Origin of the sequence: Phocaeicola plebeius DSM 17135 (genome assembly GCF_000187895.1) — a bacterium.
Taxonomy (GTDB): domain Bacteria; phylum Bacteroidota; class Bacteroidia; order Bacteroidales; family Bacteroidaceae; genus Phocaeicola; species Phocaeicola plebeius.
The window spans coordinates 23480-38834 of the sequence record NZ_DS990134.1; the positions used below are offsets into that span (position 1 = coordinate 23480).

12 protein-coding genes and 1 tRNA gene are annotated in these 15355 nt (G+C 45.3%); 11 read left to right on the forward strand and 2 right to left on the reverse strand.

All coding sequences use genetic code 11. The annotated features are described in order from the left end of the window. The first annotated feature begins 122 nt into the window (after window positions 1-122). From BACPLE_RS14985 to BACPLE_RS15035, 11 genes are all read left to right on the forward strand, one after another. Window positions 123-494: a helix-turn-helix domain-containing protein gene (locus BACPLE_RS14985; protein ID WP_007563479.1), complete on the forward strand. Its 372-nt coding sequence runs from the start codon at window positions 123-125 to the stop codon at window positions 492-494. Next, window positions 448-912, forward strand: a complete 465-nt coding sequence (locus BACPLE_RS19910; protein ID WP_005650024.1) for an IS5 family transposase — start codon at window positions 448-450, stop codon at window positions 910-912. Before BACPLE_RS14985 ends, BACPLE_RS19910 begins: the two co-directional genes overlap by 47 nt. Window positions 913-920: 8 nt before the next feature. Beyond that, on the forward strand, window positions 921-1232 hold the full coding sequence (locus tag BACPLE_RS14995) for a helix-turn-helix domain-containing protein (protein ID WP_004295270.1): 312 nt from the start codon (window positions 921-923) through the stop codon (window positions 1230-1232). A gap of 938 nt (window positions 1233-2170) precedes the next feature. Then, the gene (locus BACPLE_RS15000; protein WP_007563482.1) at window positions 2171-4177 is read left to right on the forward strand and encodes a protein-disulfide reductase DsbD family protein; all 2007 of its coding nucleotides are present in this window, start codon (window positions 2171-2173) and stop codon (window positions 4175-4177) included. A 5-nt stretch (window positions 4178-4182) separates the two neighbouring features. Continuing rightward, window positions 4183-5478, forward strand: a complete 1296-nt coding sequence (locus BACPLE_RS15005) for an L-cysteine desulfidase family protein (protein ID WP_007563483.1) — start codon at window positions 4183-4185, stop codon at window positions 5476-5478. Between the two features lie 12 nt (window positions 5479-5490). Beyond that, window positions 5491-6132 (forward strand): AlbA family DNA-binding domain-containing protein, encoded by a 642-nt coding sequence (locus tag BACPLE_RS15010; protein ID WP_007563484.1) that lies wholly within the window; start codon window positions 5491-5493, stop codon window positions 6130-6132. An 8-nt stretch (window positions 6133-6140) separates the two neighbouring features. Further along, window positions 6141-7541 (forward strand): alanine/glycine:cation symporter family protein, encoded by a 1401-nt coding sequence (locus BACPLE_RS15015; protein WP_007563485.1) that lies wholly within the window; start codon window positions 6141-6143, stop codon window positions 7539-7541. A gap of 46 nt (window positions 7542-7587) precedes the next feature. Continuing rightward, window positions 7588-8217, forward strand: a complete 630-nt coding sequence (locus BACPLE_RS15020; RefSeq protein WP_007563486.1) for a hypothetical protein — start codon at window positions 7588-7590, stop codon at window positions 8215-8217. After that, the gene (locus BACPLE_RS15025; RefSeq protein WP_007563487.1) at window positions 8214-8810 is read left to right on the forward strand and encodes a uracil-DNA glycosylase family protein; all 597 of its coding nucleotides are present in this window, start codon (window positions 8214-8216) and stop codon (window positions 8808-8810) included. Before BACPLE_RS15020 ends, BACPLE_RS15025 begins: the two co-directional genes overlap by 4 nt. Window positions 8811-8883: 73 nt before the next feature. Next, window positions 8884-8956: transfer RNA gene (locus BACPLE_RS15030), tRNA-Trp, on the forward strand. A gap of 135 nt (window positions 8957-9091) precedes the next feature. Further along, window positions 9092-9883, forward strand: a complete 792-nt coding sequence (locus BACPLE_RS15035; protein WP_007563488.1) for an arginase family protein — start codon at window positions 9092-9094, stop codon at window positions 9881-9883. Between the two features lie 526 nt (window positions 9884-10409). On the opposite strand, the gene BACPLE_RS15045 is transcribed toward BACPLE_RS15035, so the two are convergent. Together BACPLE_RS15045 and purL are read right to left on the reverse strand one after the other, a co-directional pair. Next, window positions 10410-11429, reverse strand: a complete 1020-nt coding sequence (locus tag BACPLE_RS15045; protein WP_007563491.1) for a branched-chain amino acid aminotransferase — start codon at window positions 11427-11429, stop codon at window positions 10410-10412. Between the two features lie 161 nt (window positions 11430-11590). Continuing rightward, the gene (gene purL / locus BACPLE_RS15050) at window positions 11591-15298 is read right to left on the reverse strand and encodes a phosphoribosylformylglycinamidine synthase (RefSeq protein WP_007563492.1); all 3708 of its coding nucleotides are present in this window, start codon (window positions 15296-15298) and stop codon (window positions 11591-11593) included. Window positions 15299-15355: the final 57 nt, after the last annotated feature.

Below are 15355 nucleotides of genomic sequence, written 5' to 3' on the forward strand. Positions count from 1 at the left end.
CTAAAAAGTTCAATTGATGTATTACGACAAGATTCGCCACCGTCATAGCCAAGTGCTTGCTGCGACAGGATTAACTCCTGCAGAGTTTGACGCTTTGCTAATAACTTTCAAGTACCATTGGGATGAATATTACAGCCATTTTACCTTGGAAGGTAAAGTGCGCCAACGTATATCTTACAACAGTGTTGTCTCTGATTCAGGACAAAATGTTCTTCATATTGGTATATCTGAAGATCAATCCCCTTCAGGAACTCCATGCTATTCAGTTTGAGATGACCCAGCCCCAGGCCAATAGATGGATTCACCTTCTTTCTGAGATTCTCCGGCGTACATTGAAAACGCTTGGTGAATTGCCTGACCGTAACTCCAAACGTCTGATACACATTCTTCAAGGGTGCGAAGAAGTCTTGTTGGACGGAACCGAGCGACCTATTCAGCGTCCTTTGGATGAAGACTGGCAGTCTGCATGCTATAGTGGTAAAAAAAACTCATAGCATAAAGAATAACCTGTTATGTACTAACAATCTTCGGATTGTATGGTTGAGCTCCACATACAAAGGTCATGTCCATGACAAAAAGATTTGTGATGAAGAACCTCTTCTACTTCCCAAAGGTATTAGGCTCTGGCAGGATACAGGTTTCATCGGACACAAACCGGATGGAGTTGAAATATGCATGCCCAAAAAGAAACCTAAAGGGAAAGAGCTTACTTGTGTTGAAAAACAAGAGAACAAGCGGATTTCCGGAGTTAGGATTAAAGTGGAGCATGCCATAGGTGGTATGAAAAAATGCCGTATTGTCAAAGAACGATTCAGATGCCATAAATTCGGTTTCGAAGATATGGTGATTCTTATTGCTTGTGGATTACACAACTTCAGAATCAGTCACAAAATGAGTCATATAACAAATTAATCTATATAATGTTTAATGAATTGAAAACGAAAGACGATGCGTGGATGCAGTCCATCCACGAGCGTATCGACCGGCTGTCGGCGATGATTGACGGCATTTTCGGAGATGGCGCGGTTCCGCCAAAAGAAGACGTGTACCTGTGCGACAGTGAGGTGGCGTGTATGCTGAAAGTCAGCCGCAGGACATTGGGCGAGTATCGGAGCAACGGCACGCTGCCTTACTATGTACTTGGTGGCAAGGTCTTGTACAAGAGGAGCGAGATCGAGCAGGTGTTGGAACGGGAATATAGGAGTGTCGGCAAGGCGCGGGGAAGCGGATGAAGATTCCATTTACCTGTTTTTTACGCACTTGTACAGGCTGCGGGCATTAAGACTGTCCGCATAAAGGCTGGACGTTTGCGTGCGCCAGCCACAGACTGTTTTTTAGAGGTGAGGGAGTTTGCCGTCTGGAAAAAGAACCTCTTTTTGGACTTTGGCACAAAGTCGTCCCCTGCCCGGTATCAGACTGTAATTCCTGTATGCAATCCTTTTCTGACTGTTCTCGTAACAGTCTGTTTCAATCCTGCCTGACCTTTGTTTACTTTTCATAAAGAGACTGTACCGCCTTTGTGACCGGGATATGAAACCGAAAGATTGTTTTTGACGGTTGCTAAAAAAGAAAAATCAAAGGTGTTTTGCATGTTCCGTAAAAAATCGTACCTTTACATAAAGTGAGTTGCACATCAACGCAATTGATGCAAGTATGTAGAAACCAGAACGGTTGCCAACTCGTTACCTCGTTTTTTGATGATCCGCATAAACTTTTATTCTTAGCGGATTATGTGATTCTTTCAAAAATAATCTCTATTTTGGGAATACGGCTTTCTGAATATCGGAAATTCTATGTGCCTGCCGTTTTACATCCCCTCCCTACAATCTACAACGACATGCTATCAGAACACTTCCCCATAAAATTTCTATTTTTCCTGTGAAATTATTCTCTTATTCAAAAAAAATAGTATCTTTGTCCTATAAAAGTTGTTCATAAGTATGAGACTGTAAAGTACTGAAATTAGCACAATCTCCAAATCGTTACCTTAGACTTTTCAGAACTTCCATAAGCGTTTGTCTTTCAAATTAATCCATCAAATTGATAAGAATTTAAAGTAAAAAACAATGCCGAATAACAGTTTGTCATAACATTCCCTACGGAAAAATCGTTATCTTTGCACGGCTTTTTATAAGATAAATAGTTTTATTACATCATCTAAGGTATATTTATGAGTAAGAAGATTCTACTTAGCTGGCTTTTCATGGCCATTTTATGCTTGCCGGTACTGGCTCAGATACAGGAACCGGTAAAGTTTAAGACTGAATGGAAATCGGTTTCTGCTGATGAGGTGGAAATTGTATTTACCGGAAAAATGGAAAAGGGATGGCATGTATATTCTACCGACCTGCCTGAAGGAGGTCCTATTTCGGCTACTTTCAATACGGATAAGATTGAAGGGGCAGAGGTGGTTGGAAAACTGAAACCTGCCGGTAAGGAAATTGACAAGATGGACCCGATATTCGGTATGCAGGTTCGTTTCTTTGAAGGTACGGCTACCTTTGTGCAGAAAATCAAGTTGAAAGGTGGAAAATATGAAGTGAGCGGTTATCTGCAATATGGTGCTTGTAATGACGAAAATTGTTTGCCTCCTACTAATGTAGAGTTTTCTTTCAAAGGGGAAGCTGCTGGAAAGCAAATAGCGGAAGAAGCGGTCGCAACGACAGAGGACCTGGCGTTAGCAGATACGGCATCGGTGGATTTGGTTCCGCTTCGCATTGGTGAAGATACGGCTGCGGGCGAAGCTGCTGACTACTGGAAACCGGTTATTAAGGAATTAAGTTCATTCGGTGAAAACGTGAACAATGAGTCTCATTCATGGATTTATATCTTTTTTGCCGGATTTGTAGGCGGACTGCTGGCATTGTTTACTCCTTGTGTATGGCCGATTATTCCAATGACTGTAAGTTTCTTCCTGAAACGTACCAAGGATAAACGAAAGGGTATTCGGGATGCCTGGACGTATGGTGCTTCTATCGTAGTGATTTATGTTACTTTAGGTTTGGCCATTACGTTGATTTTCGGTGCCAGTGCCTTGAATGACTTGTCTACGAGTGCGGTATTTAATATCTTGTTCTTCCTGATGCTGGTGGTTTTTGCCGCTTCTTTCTTTGGGGCATTTGAAATTACCCTTCCGTCGAAGTGGAGCAATGCGGTAGACAGCAAGGCAGAACAGACTACCGGATTGTTGAGTATTTTCCTGATGGCTTTCACGCTATCATTGGTTTCTTTCTCTTGCACCGGTCCGATTATCGGTTTCTTGCTGGTGGAAGTATCTACTTCTGAAAGTATCGTGGCACCGGCCATCGGAATGTTGGGATTTGCCATCGCACTGGCTCTGCCGTTCACTTTGTTTGCACTCTTCCCGTCATGGCTGAAGTCCATGCCGAAATCGGGAGGCTGGATGAATGTCATCAAAGTGACACTGGGATTCCTGGAACTAGCATTCGCTTTGAAGTTCCTTTCTGTAGCCGATTTGGCTTACGGTTGGCGTCTGTTGGATCGTGAAACCTTCTTGGCATTGTGGATTGTGATTTTTGCGTTGCTGGGTATGTATCTGCTGGGAAAAATCAAATTCCCGCACGATGATGACGATACAAAAGTAAGTGTGCCCCGTTTCTTTATGGCACTTGCTTCTCTGGCATTTGCCGTATATATGGTACCGGGCTTGTGGGGTGCCCCGTTGAAGGCAGTGAGCGCTTTTGCTCCTCCTATGCAGACACAGGATTTCAATTTATATAAGAATGAAGTGCATGCGAAGTTCAATGACTTTGATGCCGGAATGGAATATGCCCGTCAGCAGGGAAAACCGGTGATGATTGACTTCACAGGCTATGGTTGTGTGAACTGCCGTAAGATGGAACTGGCTGTATGGACAGATCCTACAGTAAGCAAGCTGTTGAACGAAGACTACGTGCTGATTACGTTGTATGTGGATGAAAAAACCAAATTGCCAGAACCGGTGAAGGTGATGGAAAACGGTACGGAACGTACACTGCGTACGGTGGGCGATAAGTGGAGTTACTTGCAGCGCTCCAAGTTTGGAGCTAACGCACAGCCTTTCTATGTGTTGCTCGACAATGAGGGAATGCCGTTGAACAAGTCTTATTCGTACGATGAGGATATTCAGAAATATGTGGAATTCCTGCAAACAGGATTGAAGAACTATAAAAAATAATCAGTATGATTGCACAAGCAGAAAGAGAGCGTATCATCGCACTCATTCAGCGAGAAGTAGTCCCTGCCATCGGTTGTACGGAACCGGTGGCTGTGGCTCTTTGCGTGGCTAAGGCTACGGAAGTATTGGGGAAGTGTCCGGAAACGATTACCGCACGTCTGAGTGCTAACATCTTGAAAAATGCCATGGGAGTAGGTATTCCTGGTACGGGCATGATTGGTTTGCCCATTGCCATCGCACTGGGGGCCTTGAAAGGTAAGTCGGAATATGGACTGGAAGTCCTGAAAGACATCACTCCCGAGAGTGTGGAAGAAGGAAAACAGATGATAGCCGGTCAAGGCATTAAGATAGAACTGAAGGAAGGTATCGAAGAGAAACTGTATATCGAGGTGGTTTGTTCGGCCGGTGGAGATGAGGCTATGGCTATTATCAGCGGAGGACATACGAACTTTGTGTATGCAGAGCGGAACGGTCAGGTTTTGTTCGATCATAGAACCAAGACGGGAGCTGAAGCAGATACAGAAGAAGTGGACTTGAATCTGAGCAAGGTGTACGACTTTGCTACTACAACTCCGCTGGATGAGATTCGCTTTATTCTGGAGGCCAAACGCCTGAACTTACAGGCGGCGGAACGTTCGTTTAAAGGAAATTACGGGCATGAACTGGGAAAAACCTTGCAGAGCAGCCGCAGTGAGCAGAGTATCATGGGAAGCAATACATTTACGCACATTCTTTCGTACACATCTGCTGCATGTGATGCCCGTATGGCAGGAGCCATGATTCCGGTGATGAGTAATTCCGGTAGTGGAAACCAGGGAATTGCTGCCACACTTCCGGTCGTAGTTTTTGCGGAAGAGAATCATAAGACAGAAGAAGAACTGATTCGTGCCTTGGTACTTAGTCATCTGACGGCTATTTATATCAAGCAGAATCTGGGACGTCTGTCGGCTTTGTGCGGTTGTGTCGTGGCGGCTACAGGAAGCAGTTGCGGAATTACTTACCTGATGGGAGGGGAGTATAAGCAGGTAGCTTATGCTGTGCAGAACATGATTGCTAATCTGACAGGTATGATTTGCGACGGTGCCAAGCCAAGCTGTGCTTTGAAGCTGACCAGTGGAGTATCTACCGCTGTGTTCTCTGCCATCCTGGCCATGGAAGGAAAGTGTGTGACTTCAGTAGAAGGTATTATTGAAGACAATGTGGATTTCAGTATCCGTAATCTGACGAAAATCGGTTCTGAAGGCATGAACGAGACCGACAAGCTGGTGCTCGACATCATGACGCACAAGCATTGTGATTGAGTTGTTCCGGTAATGAAACAGACTACAGACGCGAATTATATACAACAACTCATTACTGAAGGTGAACATGTGCATCAGGATTTCAAATTTGCCATTTCCGATGCCCGGAAAATAGCGAAGAGTTTGTCGGCTTTTGCCAATACCGGAGGGGGAAGGTTGCTTATAGGGGTAAAAGATAACGGGAAAATAGCAGGAATACGTTCGGAAGAGGAGCTTTACATGATAGAAGCTGCAGCTACAATGTATTGTAAGCCTGCCCTACAACTTGAAAACCAATTATATAGGGTGGAAGGCAAAGATGTACTGGAGGTTTATGTTCCCGAAAGCAAGGAGAAGCCTGTCTATGCCCTCGATGAAGACAATCGGCCCAAGGCTTACTTGCGCATTAAAGATGAAACAATCTTGGCCACTCCGGTCCACTTGAACGTGTGGTTTCACAATAAAAAAGAAGTGGTTGTGACTTATACAGAGAAAGAACAGTCTATATTAAACCTGGTGGGGCAGCACGGCGAATTGACGTTGAATAAGTGTGTCAGGCTTTCAGGGCTTCCGCGGAAGCTGGTGATTGGCTTGCTGGCAGATTTTATTCGTTTTGACTTGGTGGAACCGGTATTCCGAGAGCATACATTTTATTTTAAACTCAAATCTGATTAATAAATTTCATGGAGCTATTCACGAATATCATAAATGAAGCCAACTATGTCTTGTGGACTTATGTCCTGGTAGTCATGTTGCTGGGATGCGCCATCTGGTTCAGTGTTAAGACTCGTTTCGTACAGTTCCGTATGTTGGGTGAGATGATCCGGTTACTGGGTGATTCGACTGCTAAGATAAACGGACACGAGAAACATATCTCTTCTTTTCAGGCTTTTGCCATTTCGCTGGCAAGCCGTGTTGGAACCGGCAATCTGGCTGGTGTGGCTACAGCCCTTACGGTAGGTGGACCGGGAGCGATTTTTTGGATGTGGATTATTGCGTTGCTGGGTTCCAGCAGTGCCTTTGTGGAATCTACGTTAGCCCAGCTTTTTAAAGTCAAAGGAAAACATTCCTATGTCGGAGGTCCTGCCTATTACATGGAACGTGGATTGAAGAAACGTTGGATGGGAGTACTTTTTGCGGTACTGATTACGATCACGTTTGGTCTTGCATTCAATTCGGTGCAAAGTAATACCATGAGTGCTGCCTTGCAAAGTGCTTTTTCTGTAGAGCCTTTGAACTCAGGAATTGTCATTTCGGTATTAACCCTTGTCATCATTTTTGGAGGTGTACATCGTATTGCTGCTATCAGTAGTGTCATTGTTCCTGTCATGGCTGTCGGTTATATTGCATTGGCTTTGTTTGTTGTATTGGCTAACATTGACCGTATTCCAGCAGTTGTTGAACAAATTGTCGGTAATGCTTTTGGCTGGCATCAGGCCGTTGGTGGCGGAATAGGAACGGCTCTGATGCAAGGGATTAAACGGGGACTTTTCAGCAATGAGGCTGGTATGGGATCTGCTCCCAATGCTGCGGCAACGGCTCATGTAACCCATCCCGCTAAACAAGGATTTATTCAGGCACTGGGAGTGTTTACAGATACTCTGCTTATTTGTTCCTGTACAGCTTTTATCATTTTGTTCGGTGAGGATTATATTGGTAGTGGCCTGGATGGTATCCAGCTGACCCAAGCAGCGCTGACCAGTGAGGTTGGTAATATCGGAGGCATCTATGTTGCCATTGCTACTCTTTTTTTCGCTTACAGCAGCATTTTAGGAAACTATTATTACGGAGAAGCTAATATCCGCTTTTTCACTTCTCGTCAGTGGCCGGTAGTTTTATACCGTATGTTGGTTGGCGGGATGGTTTTGTTTGGCTCATTGGCAAGTCTGAATCTGGTATGGAACTTGGCTGATGTTACTATGGCTTTAATGTCCATTTGCAATCTGATTGCAATATTCTTGCTTGGCAAATATGCTTTTCGCTTGCTCGATGATTACTTGGTACAGAAGCGGAAAGGCATCAAAAGTCCAGTCTTTCACAAAGAGCAGATGAAAGATATTGAGCAGGATTTAGAATGTTGGTAACTATTTTCGTATCTTTGCAAATCAAAAAACAATAAAAAGTACAAGTATGAGTATATTTTCAAAACTATTAGGCAAGAAAACAGCAGAAGGTGCTGATGAAACGGTACGTGTGGGCGGAATGGAAGATTTCATGACGTTGATTCGTGTGTATTATCAGGCAGTAATGGCGGCTCAGCTGGGTATCAGTAACATTAACTTTCTGCCGGATTTGGCTGTATTTAAACGTACATTGAAGGTTCCTACGCAGAATAACAAACTTGGTATCGCAGAGCGTACACGCTGCCGCAAGATGCTGATGGATATTTATGGTCTGCCTGAAACCTTTTTCAAGGAAATCGACGGCTCTATCAAGCGCAATTGCCGCAATGTGAACGATATAAAGAATTATCTTTTCATGTTCCAGGGATTCAGCCAGGATTTGATGATGGTTATCGGCAACCTGATGCAATGGAAGTTCCGTATGCCGGGTGTGTTTAAGAAGATGCTTCGTAACATGACGGAAAAAGCCGTACACGACATCCTGACAAAAGTAGACTGGAAGGATGATGGCGTACGTAAGACTTGCGGAAACATTCGTCAGTATCAGCATGCGCTGGGCTATTCTGAAAGCTGGATGACAGAATATGTCTATAACATCGTATTGCTGGCTAAGAAGGAACCTAAACCAAAAGCATGACGTTGGACGAGCATTTGCTTTCAGGAGTGGAGCATCATCCACTGGAACCCTTCCTTCCGGAGAATGCAGTCCTGCTGATGTTGGGAAGTTTTCCTCCGCAGAAGAAGCGCTGGAGTATGGATTTCTTTTATCCCAACCTGCAGAATGATATGTGGCGTATTTTCGGCTTCATTTTCTTTGGAGACAAGGATTATTTTCTCAGTCCTGAGAAGATATTTGATAAAGAACGTATCATTGCCTTTCTGCGTGAAAAAGGGATTGCCTTGTATGATACGGCTTCATGCGTGCGCAGGTTGCAGGACAATGCATCCGACAAGTTTTTAGAGATCGTTTCGCCCACGGATATTGGGCTGCTTCTTCAGCAGCTTCCTTCTTGTCGGGCGGTGGTGACTACCGGTCAGAAAGCGACGGATGTGTTTTGTGAACAGATGGAAGCAAAAGAGCCGCCAGTAGGAGGAGGAAGTACGTTTCATTTCAGAGATCGAGAGCTGACCCTCTATCGGATGCCGTCTTCCAGTCGGGCTTACCCTTTAAAACTTGAAAAAAAGGCGGCATATTATCGTCAGATGTTCAATGACTTATCTTTACTGTAGAGGGATTTAAGAAAAATATTTTTCGAAATCCCTTGCAGTTTCCGAAATTTGTACTACTTTTGCAACCGCAAACACGGGAATAGCTCAGTTGGTAGAGCATCGGTCTCCAAAACCGAGTGTCGGGAGTTCGAGCCTCTCTTCCCGTGCCGAGATAAAAAGCTGTAACTATTCGGTTACAGCTTTTTTCTGTTTATGGCCTATAGACAATGGGGAAAGAGTTTCCGGTGTCAGTCTCTTTTCCTCGTTTTTAAGGCATATTTTGAAGAGTGGGAGGAAAGTATATGAATCATCAATCTCAAGCAGTATTTAGCCGGAATTCGAAACCGGTGGTTGTGATGAATTTTACAGGCGTGTACAATTATGAGTCTTTTGCCCGGAATCGTCAGTTTGTGTGGCTGGATTGCCAGCATTTGAATGGAACTGAATGCTATTGTGATGAAGAAGGCGCTTCTGCCTTACAGCGCATGATAGCGGATTATTCTCCACAGGGAATTCATTTTATAGATTCAGGAAACTATCATTATGTGACGAAATTCTGGACCGATAAGCTGACTACTCCATTTGCTTTGCTGGTGTTTGACCACCATCCTGACATGCAGCCTCCTTTATTTGAGCATATCCTGTCGTGTGGAAGTTGGGTAAAAGATGTGTTTGATACGAATGCGAATTGTAAGAAGGTAATTATAGCCGGTGCTTCAGACCGTTTGCTGCAGGAAGTCCCAAAGGAATATGGCGACCGTATTCATTTTTATAGTGAATCTTCTTTGGATCAGGAAGCAGGTTGGAAAGCGTTTGCCTCTGAGCATGTGAGTGAACCTGTCTATATTTCTATCGACAAGGATGTGCTGGACCCTTCTTCTGCGATAACCAACTGGGATCAAGGTTCACTGACTTTATCAGAACTGGAGCAGTTGTTGGCCGTTGTATTTCGGCAAGAGCGGGTCATAGGTATTGATATTTGTGGGGAGTGTTCTTCTACCCTGAATTTATTTGAAGAGATACGAGAGACGGAAATCGATAATCGGGCGAATGGAGAGTTATTGCGCTTTTGCCGTTCGTTCGAGAAGAGATAGTTGATGTAAGGAGAGCATTAATCTATTATTCGACCTATTATTCGGCATCATGGAAATGGGTTGCAAAAAATAAAACTCGACCATTGAATTTCAATGGTCGAGCAATGCTTTTCATCTTCTTTTCGAAGACAGGATATTTGATGAGATATTTCAACAAATATCAGTACTTAAATGATAGCTCTGCTGATTAATAGACATTCAATTCAGCTTTGAATGTATTTATGTCTATAAGCAGAGTTTAAAATCAAAAAAGTATCTTACTGCTATTCCGATAGAGACCGCAGCTATTCCAATAGCTATATCGGTCATATTCCATTTTCCTTTATAATAGTGGCATCTGTCTGCATTTTCTTTCATCGCTAGCAGGATGATACCTACCGATGGAGAAAATAGGATTGTGGCCAAAAGGTAGGTTATAAATCCGAGTATATTATTCTTCATGTTGTTTTAAATCTAAAAAATTATTCTACGATGTGACCAATATCCTTGTGAAGTGAGACAGCCCTGTTTTATAAAAAAGGGAGTATTAATCTAACACAGTTACCCATCCGTATGGATCAGCTTCGTCACCGTACTGGATGCCACGCAGCTTGTGATATAGTTTTTCGCTGATAGGGCCTGGTTTGCCATCTTTTGCAATGACGTATGACTTCTGGTTCTCCAGGTCGTCAATGCGGCCGATAGGACTGATTACGGCAGCTGTACCGCAAGCTCCTGCTTCTTCGAAGGTAGTCAGTTCTTCTTCCGGAATCGGACGACGTTCTACTTTCATTCCCATGTCTTCAGCCAGCTGCATCAAGCTGCGGTTGGTGATAGAGGGCAGGATAGAGGTAGACAGCGGAGTGACGTAGGTATTGTTCTTGATACCAAAGAAGTTGGCAGCACCACATTCGTCAATGTATTTCTTTTCTTTTGCATCCAGATAGAATTCGCTGGCATACCCTGCATCGTGTGCCATTTTGTTGGCGCGGAGGCTGGCAGCGTAGTTACCACCTACTTTAAATGTACCGGTTCCGAGTGGTGCTGCACGGTCGTACTGGCGGATAATTACGTAGGGGTTAGTGGCAAATCCACCTTTGAAGTACGGACCTACCGGAGTGACGAATATCACAAACATGTATTCGCTGGCAGGATGTACACCTACTTGTGCACCTGTACCAATCAACAGCGGACGGATGTAAAGAGAAGCACCGCTTTCGTATGGAGGAATGAAGCGTTCGTTGGCCTTTACCACTTTCTTCACAGCTTCGCAGAATTTTTCGGTCGGAAGTTCCGGCATCAGGATACCTCGGCAAGTGCTTTGCAGACGTTCTGCATTAGCTTCGGGACGGAAGATACGGATTTTACCGTCTTTTCCGCGATAGGCTTTCAGTCCTTCGAAAGCCTCCTGTCCGTAGTGCAGACAAGTGGCAGCCATGTGAATGTTCAATGTTTCTTCTGAACAGAGTTCGAGTTCTCCCCATTTTCCGTCGCGATAATAGCAACGTACATTGTAATCTGTCCGCATGTATCCGAAAGACAGATTCGACCAGTCTATTTCTTTCATGGTTATCTTATTTTATAAGTTTTTTGAATGTTCTTTTAGCTACGCAAGCAAAAGTACGGTTTATATTTACAAAATCCAACATAAAACCATTCTTTTTTGACAAAAACAAAGGAGTCGCTTTAAAAGGCGACTCCTTGTGTTAAAGTATCATTTTTCTTGGATTATTTCTTACGGTTGGCTTCCACCCACTTGCGGGCATTTACGAAGGCTTCCATCCACGGAGTGATCTGGTCTTCTTCTTTGCGGTCAAGCGGATAGTATGCGTTTTCCCATGGGAAGCAAGCACGTTCCAGGTGAGGCATCATGGCCAGATGACGGCCGTCCTGGCTGGCGATACCGGCTACGCTGTAGTCTGAACCGTTCGGGTTGCCTGGATATTCATCGTATGAATACTTCAGCACTACGTTGTAGTGGTCTTCCGGATAAGGCAATGAGAACTTACCTTCTCCGTGAGCTACCCAGATACCCAGTTTAGAGCCGCTCAGTGAGCCGAACATCACGCTGCGGTTCATCGGTACGGTTACACCCAGGAAGTTAGATTCAAACTTATGTGAGTCGTTATGCAGCATCTTGCCTTTCTTCTTGTCTTCCGGAGTAATCAGTCCCAGTTCCATCATCAGCTGGCAACCGTTGCAGACACCCAGTGACAATGTATCTTCGCGAGCGTAGAAGTTGTCGAGGGCAGCTTTTGCTTTCGGGTTGAACAGGAAGCTTCCGGCCCATCCTTTGGCAGAACCCAGTACGTCGGAGTTGGAGAATCCACCGCAGTAAACTACCATGTTGATGTCTTCCAGTGTTTCACGTCCGCTAATCAGGTCGGTCATTGTTACGTCTTTTACGTCGAAGCCTGCCAGATACAGCATGTAAGCCATTTCACGTTCGCCGTTAGTTCCTTTTTCACGGATGATGGCTGCTTTGATGCCGCTCGGTGTACGACGGTTCGGATCGAGGCCGAACTGCGACAGTTTACCGGTGAATGACTTGTCGAATACAAATTCCAGCGGTTGCTGCTTGTAGTTTTCGAAACGTTTCTTGGCACAGCCGTTCATGCTCTGCTTGCGGTCGAGCAGGTAAGAAGTAGAATACCATACATCACGCAAGTAGTCGATACCGAACTGGTAAGTTGCATCGTGCAGAGTTGCCAGAATGTGACGTTCTTCAGTCGGCACACCAATCTTCACGTAACCTACACCTGCATCTTCCAGAATCTTCTTGACTTCTGCCTTGTGTTTGTCGGCTACCTGGATAACTACACCCGGATTTTCGGCGAACAGAATCTTCACGATGTCGTCGCACTTAATCTTGTCGAGGTTGATTTCCATACCACCTTCTGTATTGGCAAAGCACATTTCCAAAAGGGTAGTAATCAAACCACCGGCAGAAATATCGTGTCCGGCCAGAATCAAGCCTTTGTTCACGAGTTCCTGAACAGCCAGGAATGCGTCGCGGAAGTATTCCGGATTCTGTACGGTCGGTACGTCATCGCCCACCTTGTTGAGTGACTGTGCGAAAGCAGAACCACCCAGACGAAGCTGGTCGAAGCTGAAGTCAATATGATAGAAGGTAGATTTCGGTTTGTTGACCATTACCGGAGAAACCACTTTCTTGATGTCGGATACTTCACCACCGGCAGAAACGATAACGGTTCCCGGGCTGATAATCTTTTCACCGTTCGGATATTTCTGTGTCATTGACAGAGAGTCCTTACCGGTCGGCACGTTGATTTGCAGTTCGCAGCAGAAGTCTGACAATGCTTTCACTGCTTTGTACAGACGGGCGTCTTCACCTTCCTGTGCACGGCAAGGCCACATCCAGTTGGCTGACAATGAAATGCTGTCCATTCCTTCTGCCAGCGGAGCCCATACCAGGTTAGTCAGTGCTTCTGATACAGCCAGTACAGAACCAGCTTCCGGATTAGCCAAGGCAGCCTGCGGAGCATGTCCCAGTGCAGTAGCGATACCTTTCTCACCACGGTAGTCGAGGGCAACCACACCACAGTCGCTCAACGGCAACTGCAATTCACCCTGACATTGCTGGCGGGCAATCTTACCTGTTACGGAGCGGTCTACCTTGTTGGTCAACCAGTCCTTGCAGGCTACGGCTTCCAGCTGCAGCACGCGGCGCAAATATTCATTCAGTTTGGTGACATCGTAAGAAACGTTTTCATAATGACGTTCTACAGTTTTGTCCACCATATAAGTTTTCGGAGAAGAGCCGAACATCTGGTCTACGGCCAGGTCGAACGGACGTACGCCGTCAGCTTGTTCGAAGGCAAAACGATGGTCGCCGGTAGTTTCACCTACCACGTACATCGGTGCACGTTCGCGTTCTGCAATCTTGTGTACATGCTCGATGGCTTTTTCGTCAATCAGCAGACCCATACGTTCCTGTGATTCGTTGGCGATGATTTCCTTGGCGGAAAGTGTTTCGTCGCCGATAGGCAACTTGTCCATGTGAATCAGACCACCGCAGTCTTCTACCAACTCAGACAGACAGTTTACGTGTCCGGCAGAACCATGGTCGTGGATAGATACAATCGGGTTTTCGTCTTCTTCACACAATGCACGTACCACGTTGTAAGCACGTTTCTGCATTTCTGCATTGGCACGCTGGATAGCGTTCAGCTCGATACCTGAAGAGTAACGTCCTGTTTCTACAGAAGAAACGGAACCACCACCCAGACCGATGCGGTAGTTGTCACCACCCATGACTACGACCTTGTTTCCTGCTTCGGGGCTACCCTTCAAGCAGTCGCGCTGTGTGCCGTAGCCCACACCACCTGCCAGCATGATAACCTTGTCGTAGGCATATTTTTCGTTGTTTTCTTCGTGTTCGAAAGTCAGAACAGAACCACAAATCAGCGGTTGTCCGAACTTGTTACCAAAGTCAGAAGCACCGTTTGATGCCTTGATCAGAATCTGTTCCGGAGTCTGGTACAACCATTTGCGCACCGGCAGAATGTTTTCCCAGTCGCGTCCTTCGTCTGTACGCGGATAAGAAGTCATGTATACGGCAGTTCCGGCAATCGGCCATGAACCTTTACCACCACCCATACGGTCGCGGATTTCACCACCTGTACCGGTAGACGCACCGTTGAACGGTTCTACGGTAGTCGGGAAGTTGTGTGTTTCCGCTTTCAGTGAGATGACGGTCTTGATATCTTTAATAATGAAGTAATCAGAAGTAGAGTGATCGGCCGGAGCGAATTGTTCTACCACCGGACCTTCGGCAAAGGCTACGTTGTCTTTGTAAGCCGAGATAATCTTGTTAGGATTTTCCTGTGTAGTTTTCTTGATCATCTGGAACAGAGAAGACTCCATTTCCTGTCCGTCGATGATGAACGTACCACCGAAAATTTTGTGGCGGCAGTGTTCAGAGTTAATCTGTGCGAAACCGAATACTTCCGAGTCAGTCAGTTTGCGGCCCAGGTCTTTTTCCACCTTCATCAGGTAGTCCATTTCTTCGCGTGACAGCGCCAGACCTTCCTTTTCGTTGTATTCTTCCAGGTTTTCGATGTATATGATAGGCTGCGGTTTGATGTCTACCGTGAAAATTTCCTGATCCAGTCCGTGATACATACGTTGCAACATCGGGTCGTGGTCGGCGTTTTCATCTTTCACCGGGAAGTATTCCTCGATACGACGGATACCGTTGAGACCCATGTTCTGGGTGATTTCAACCGCATTTGTACTCCATGGAGTAATCATTTCACGGCGTGGGCCGATGAACCATCCTTTCAGGTTGTCTTCGTTTTCCACAGTGGCATCGCTGTACAGCCAGCATAGTTTCTTGACGTCTTCAGCATTCAGTTCCTGATTGCATTCCGTGGCAATCACACTGTTTGTGGGTGTTCTGAAAAATAGAATCATAGCACTTGTATGTTATAATGAATATTCAATGCGCTTTAAAAGTGGTACAAAGGTAGA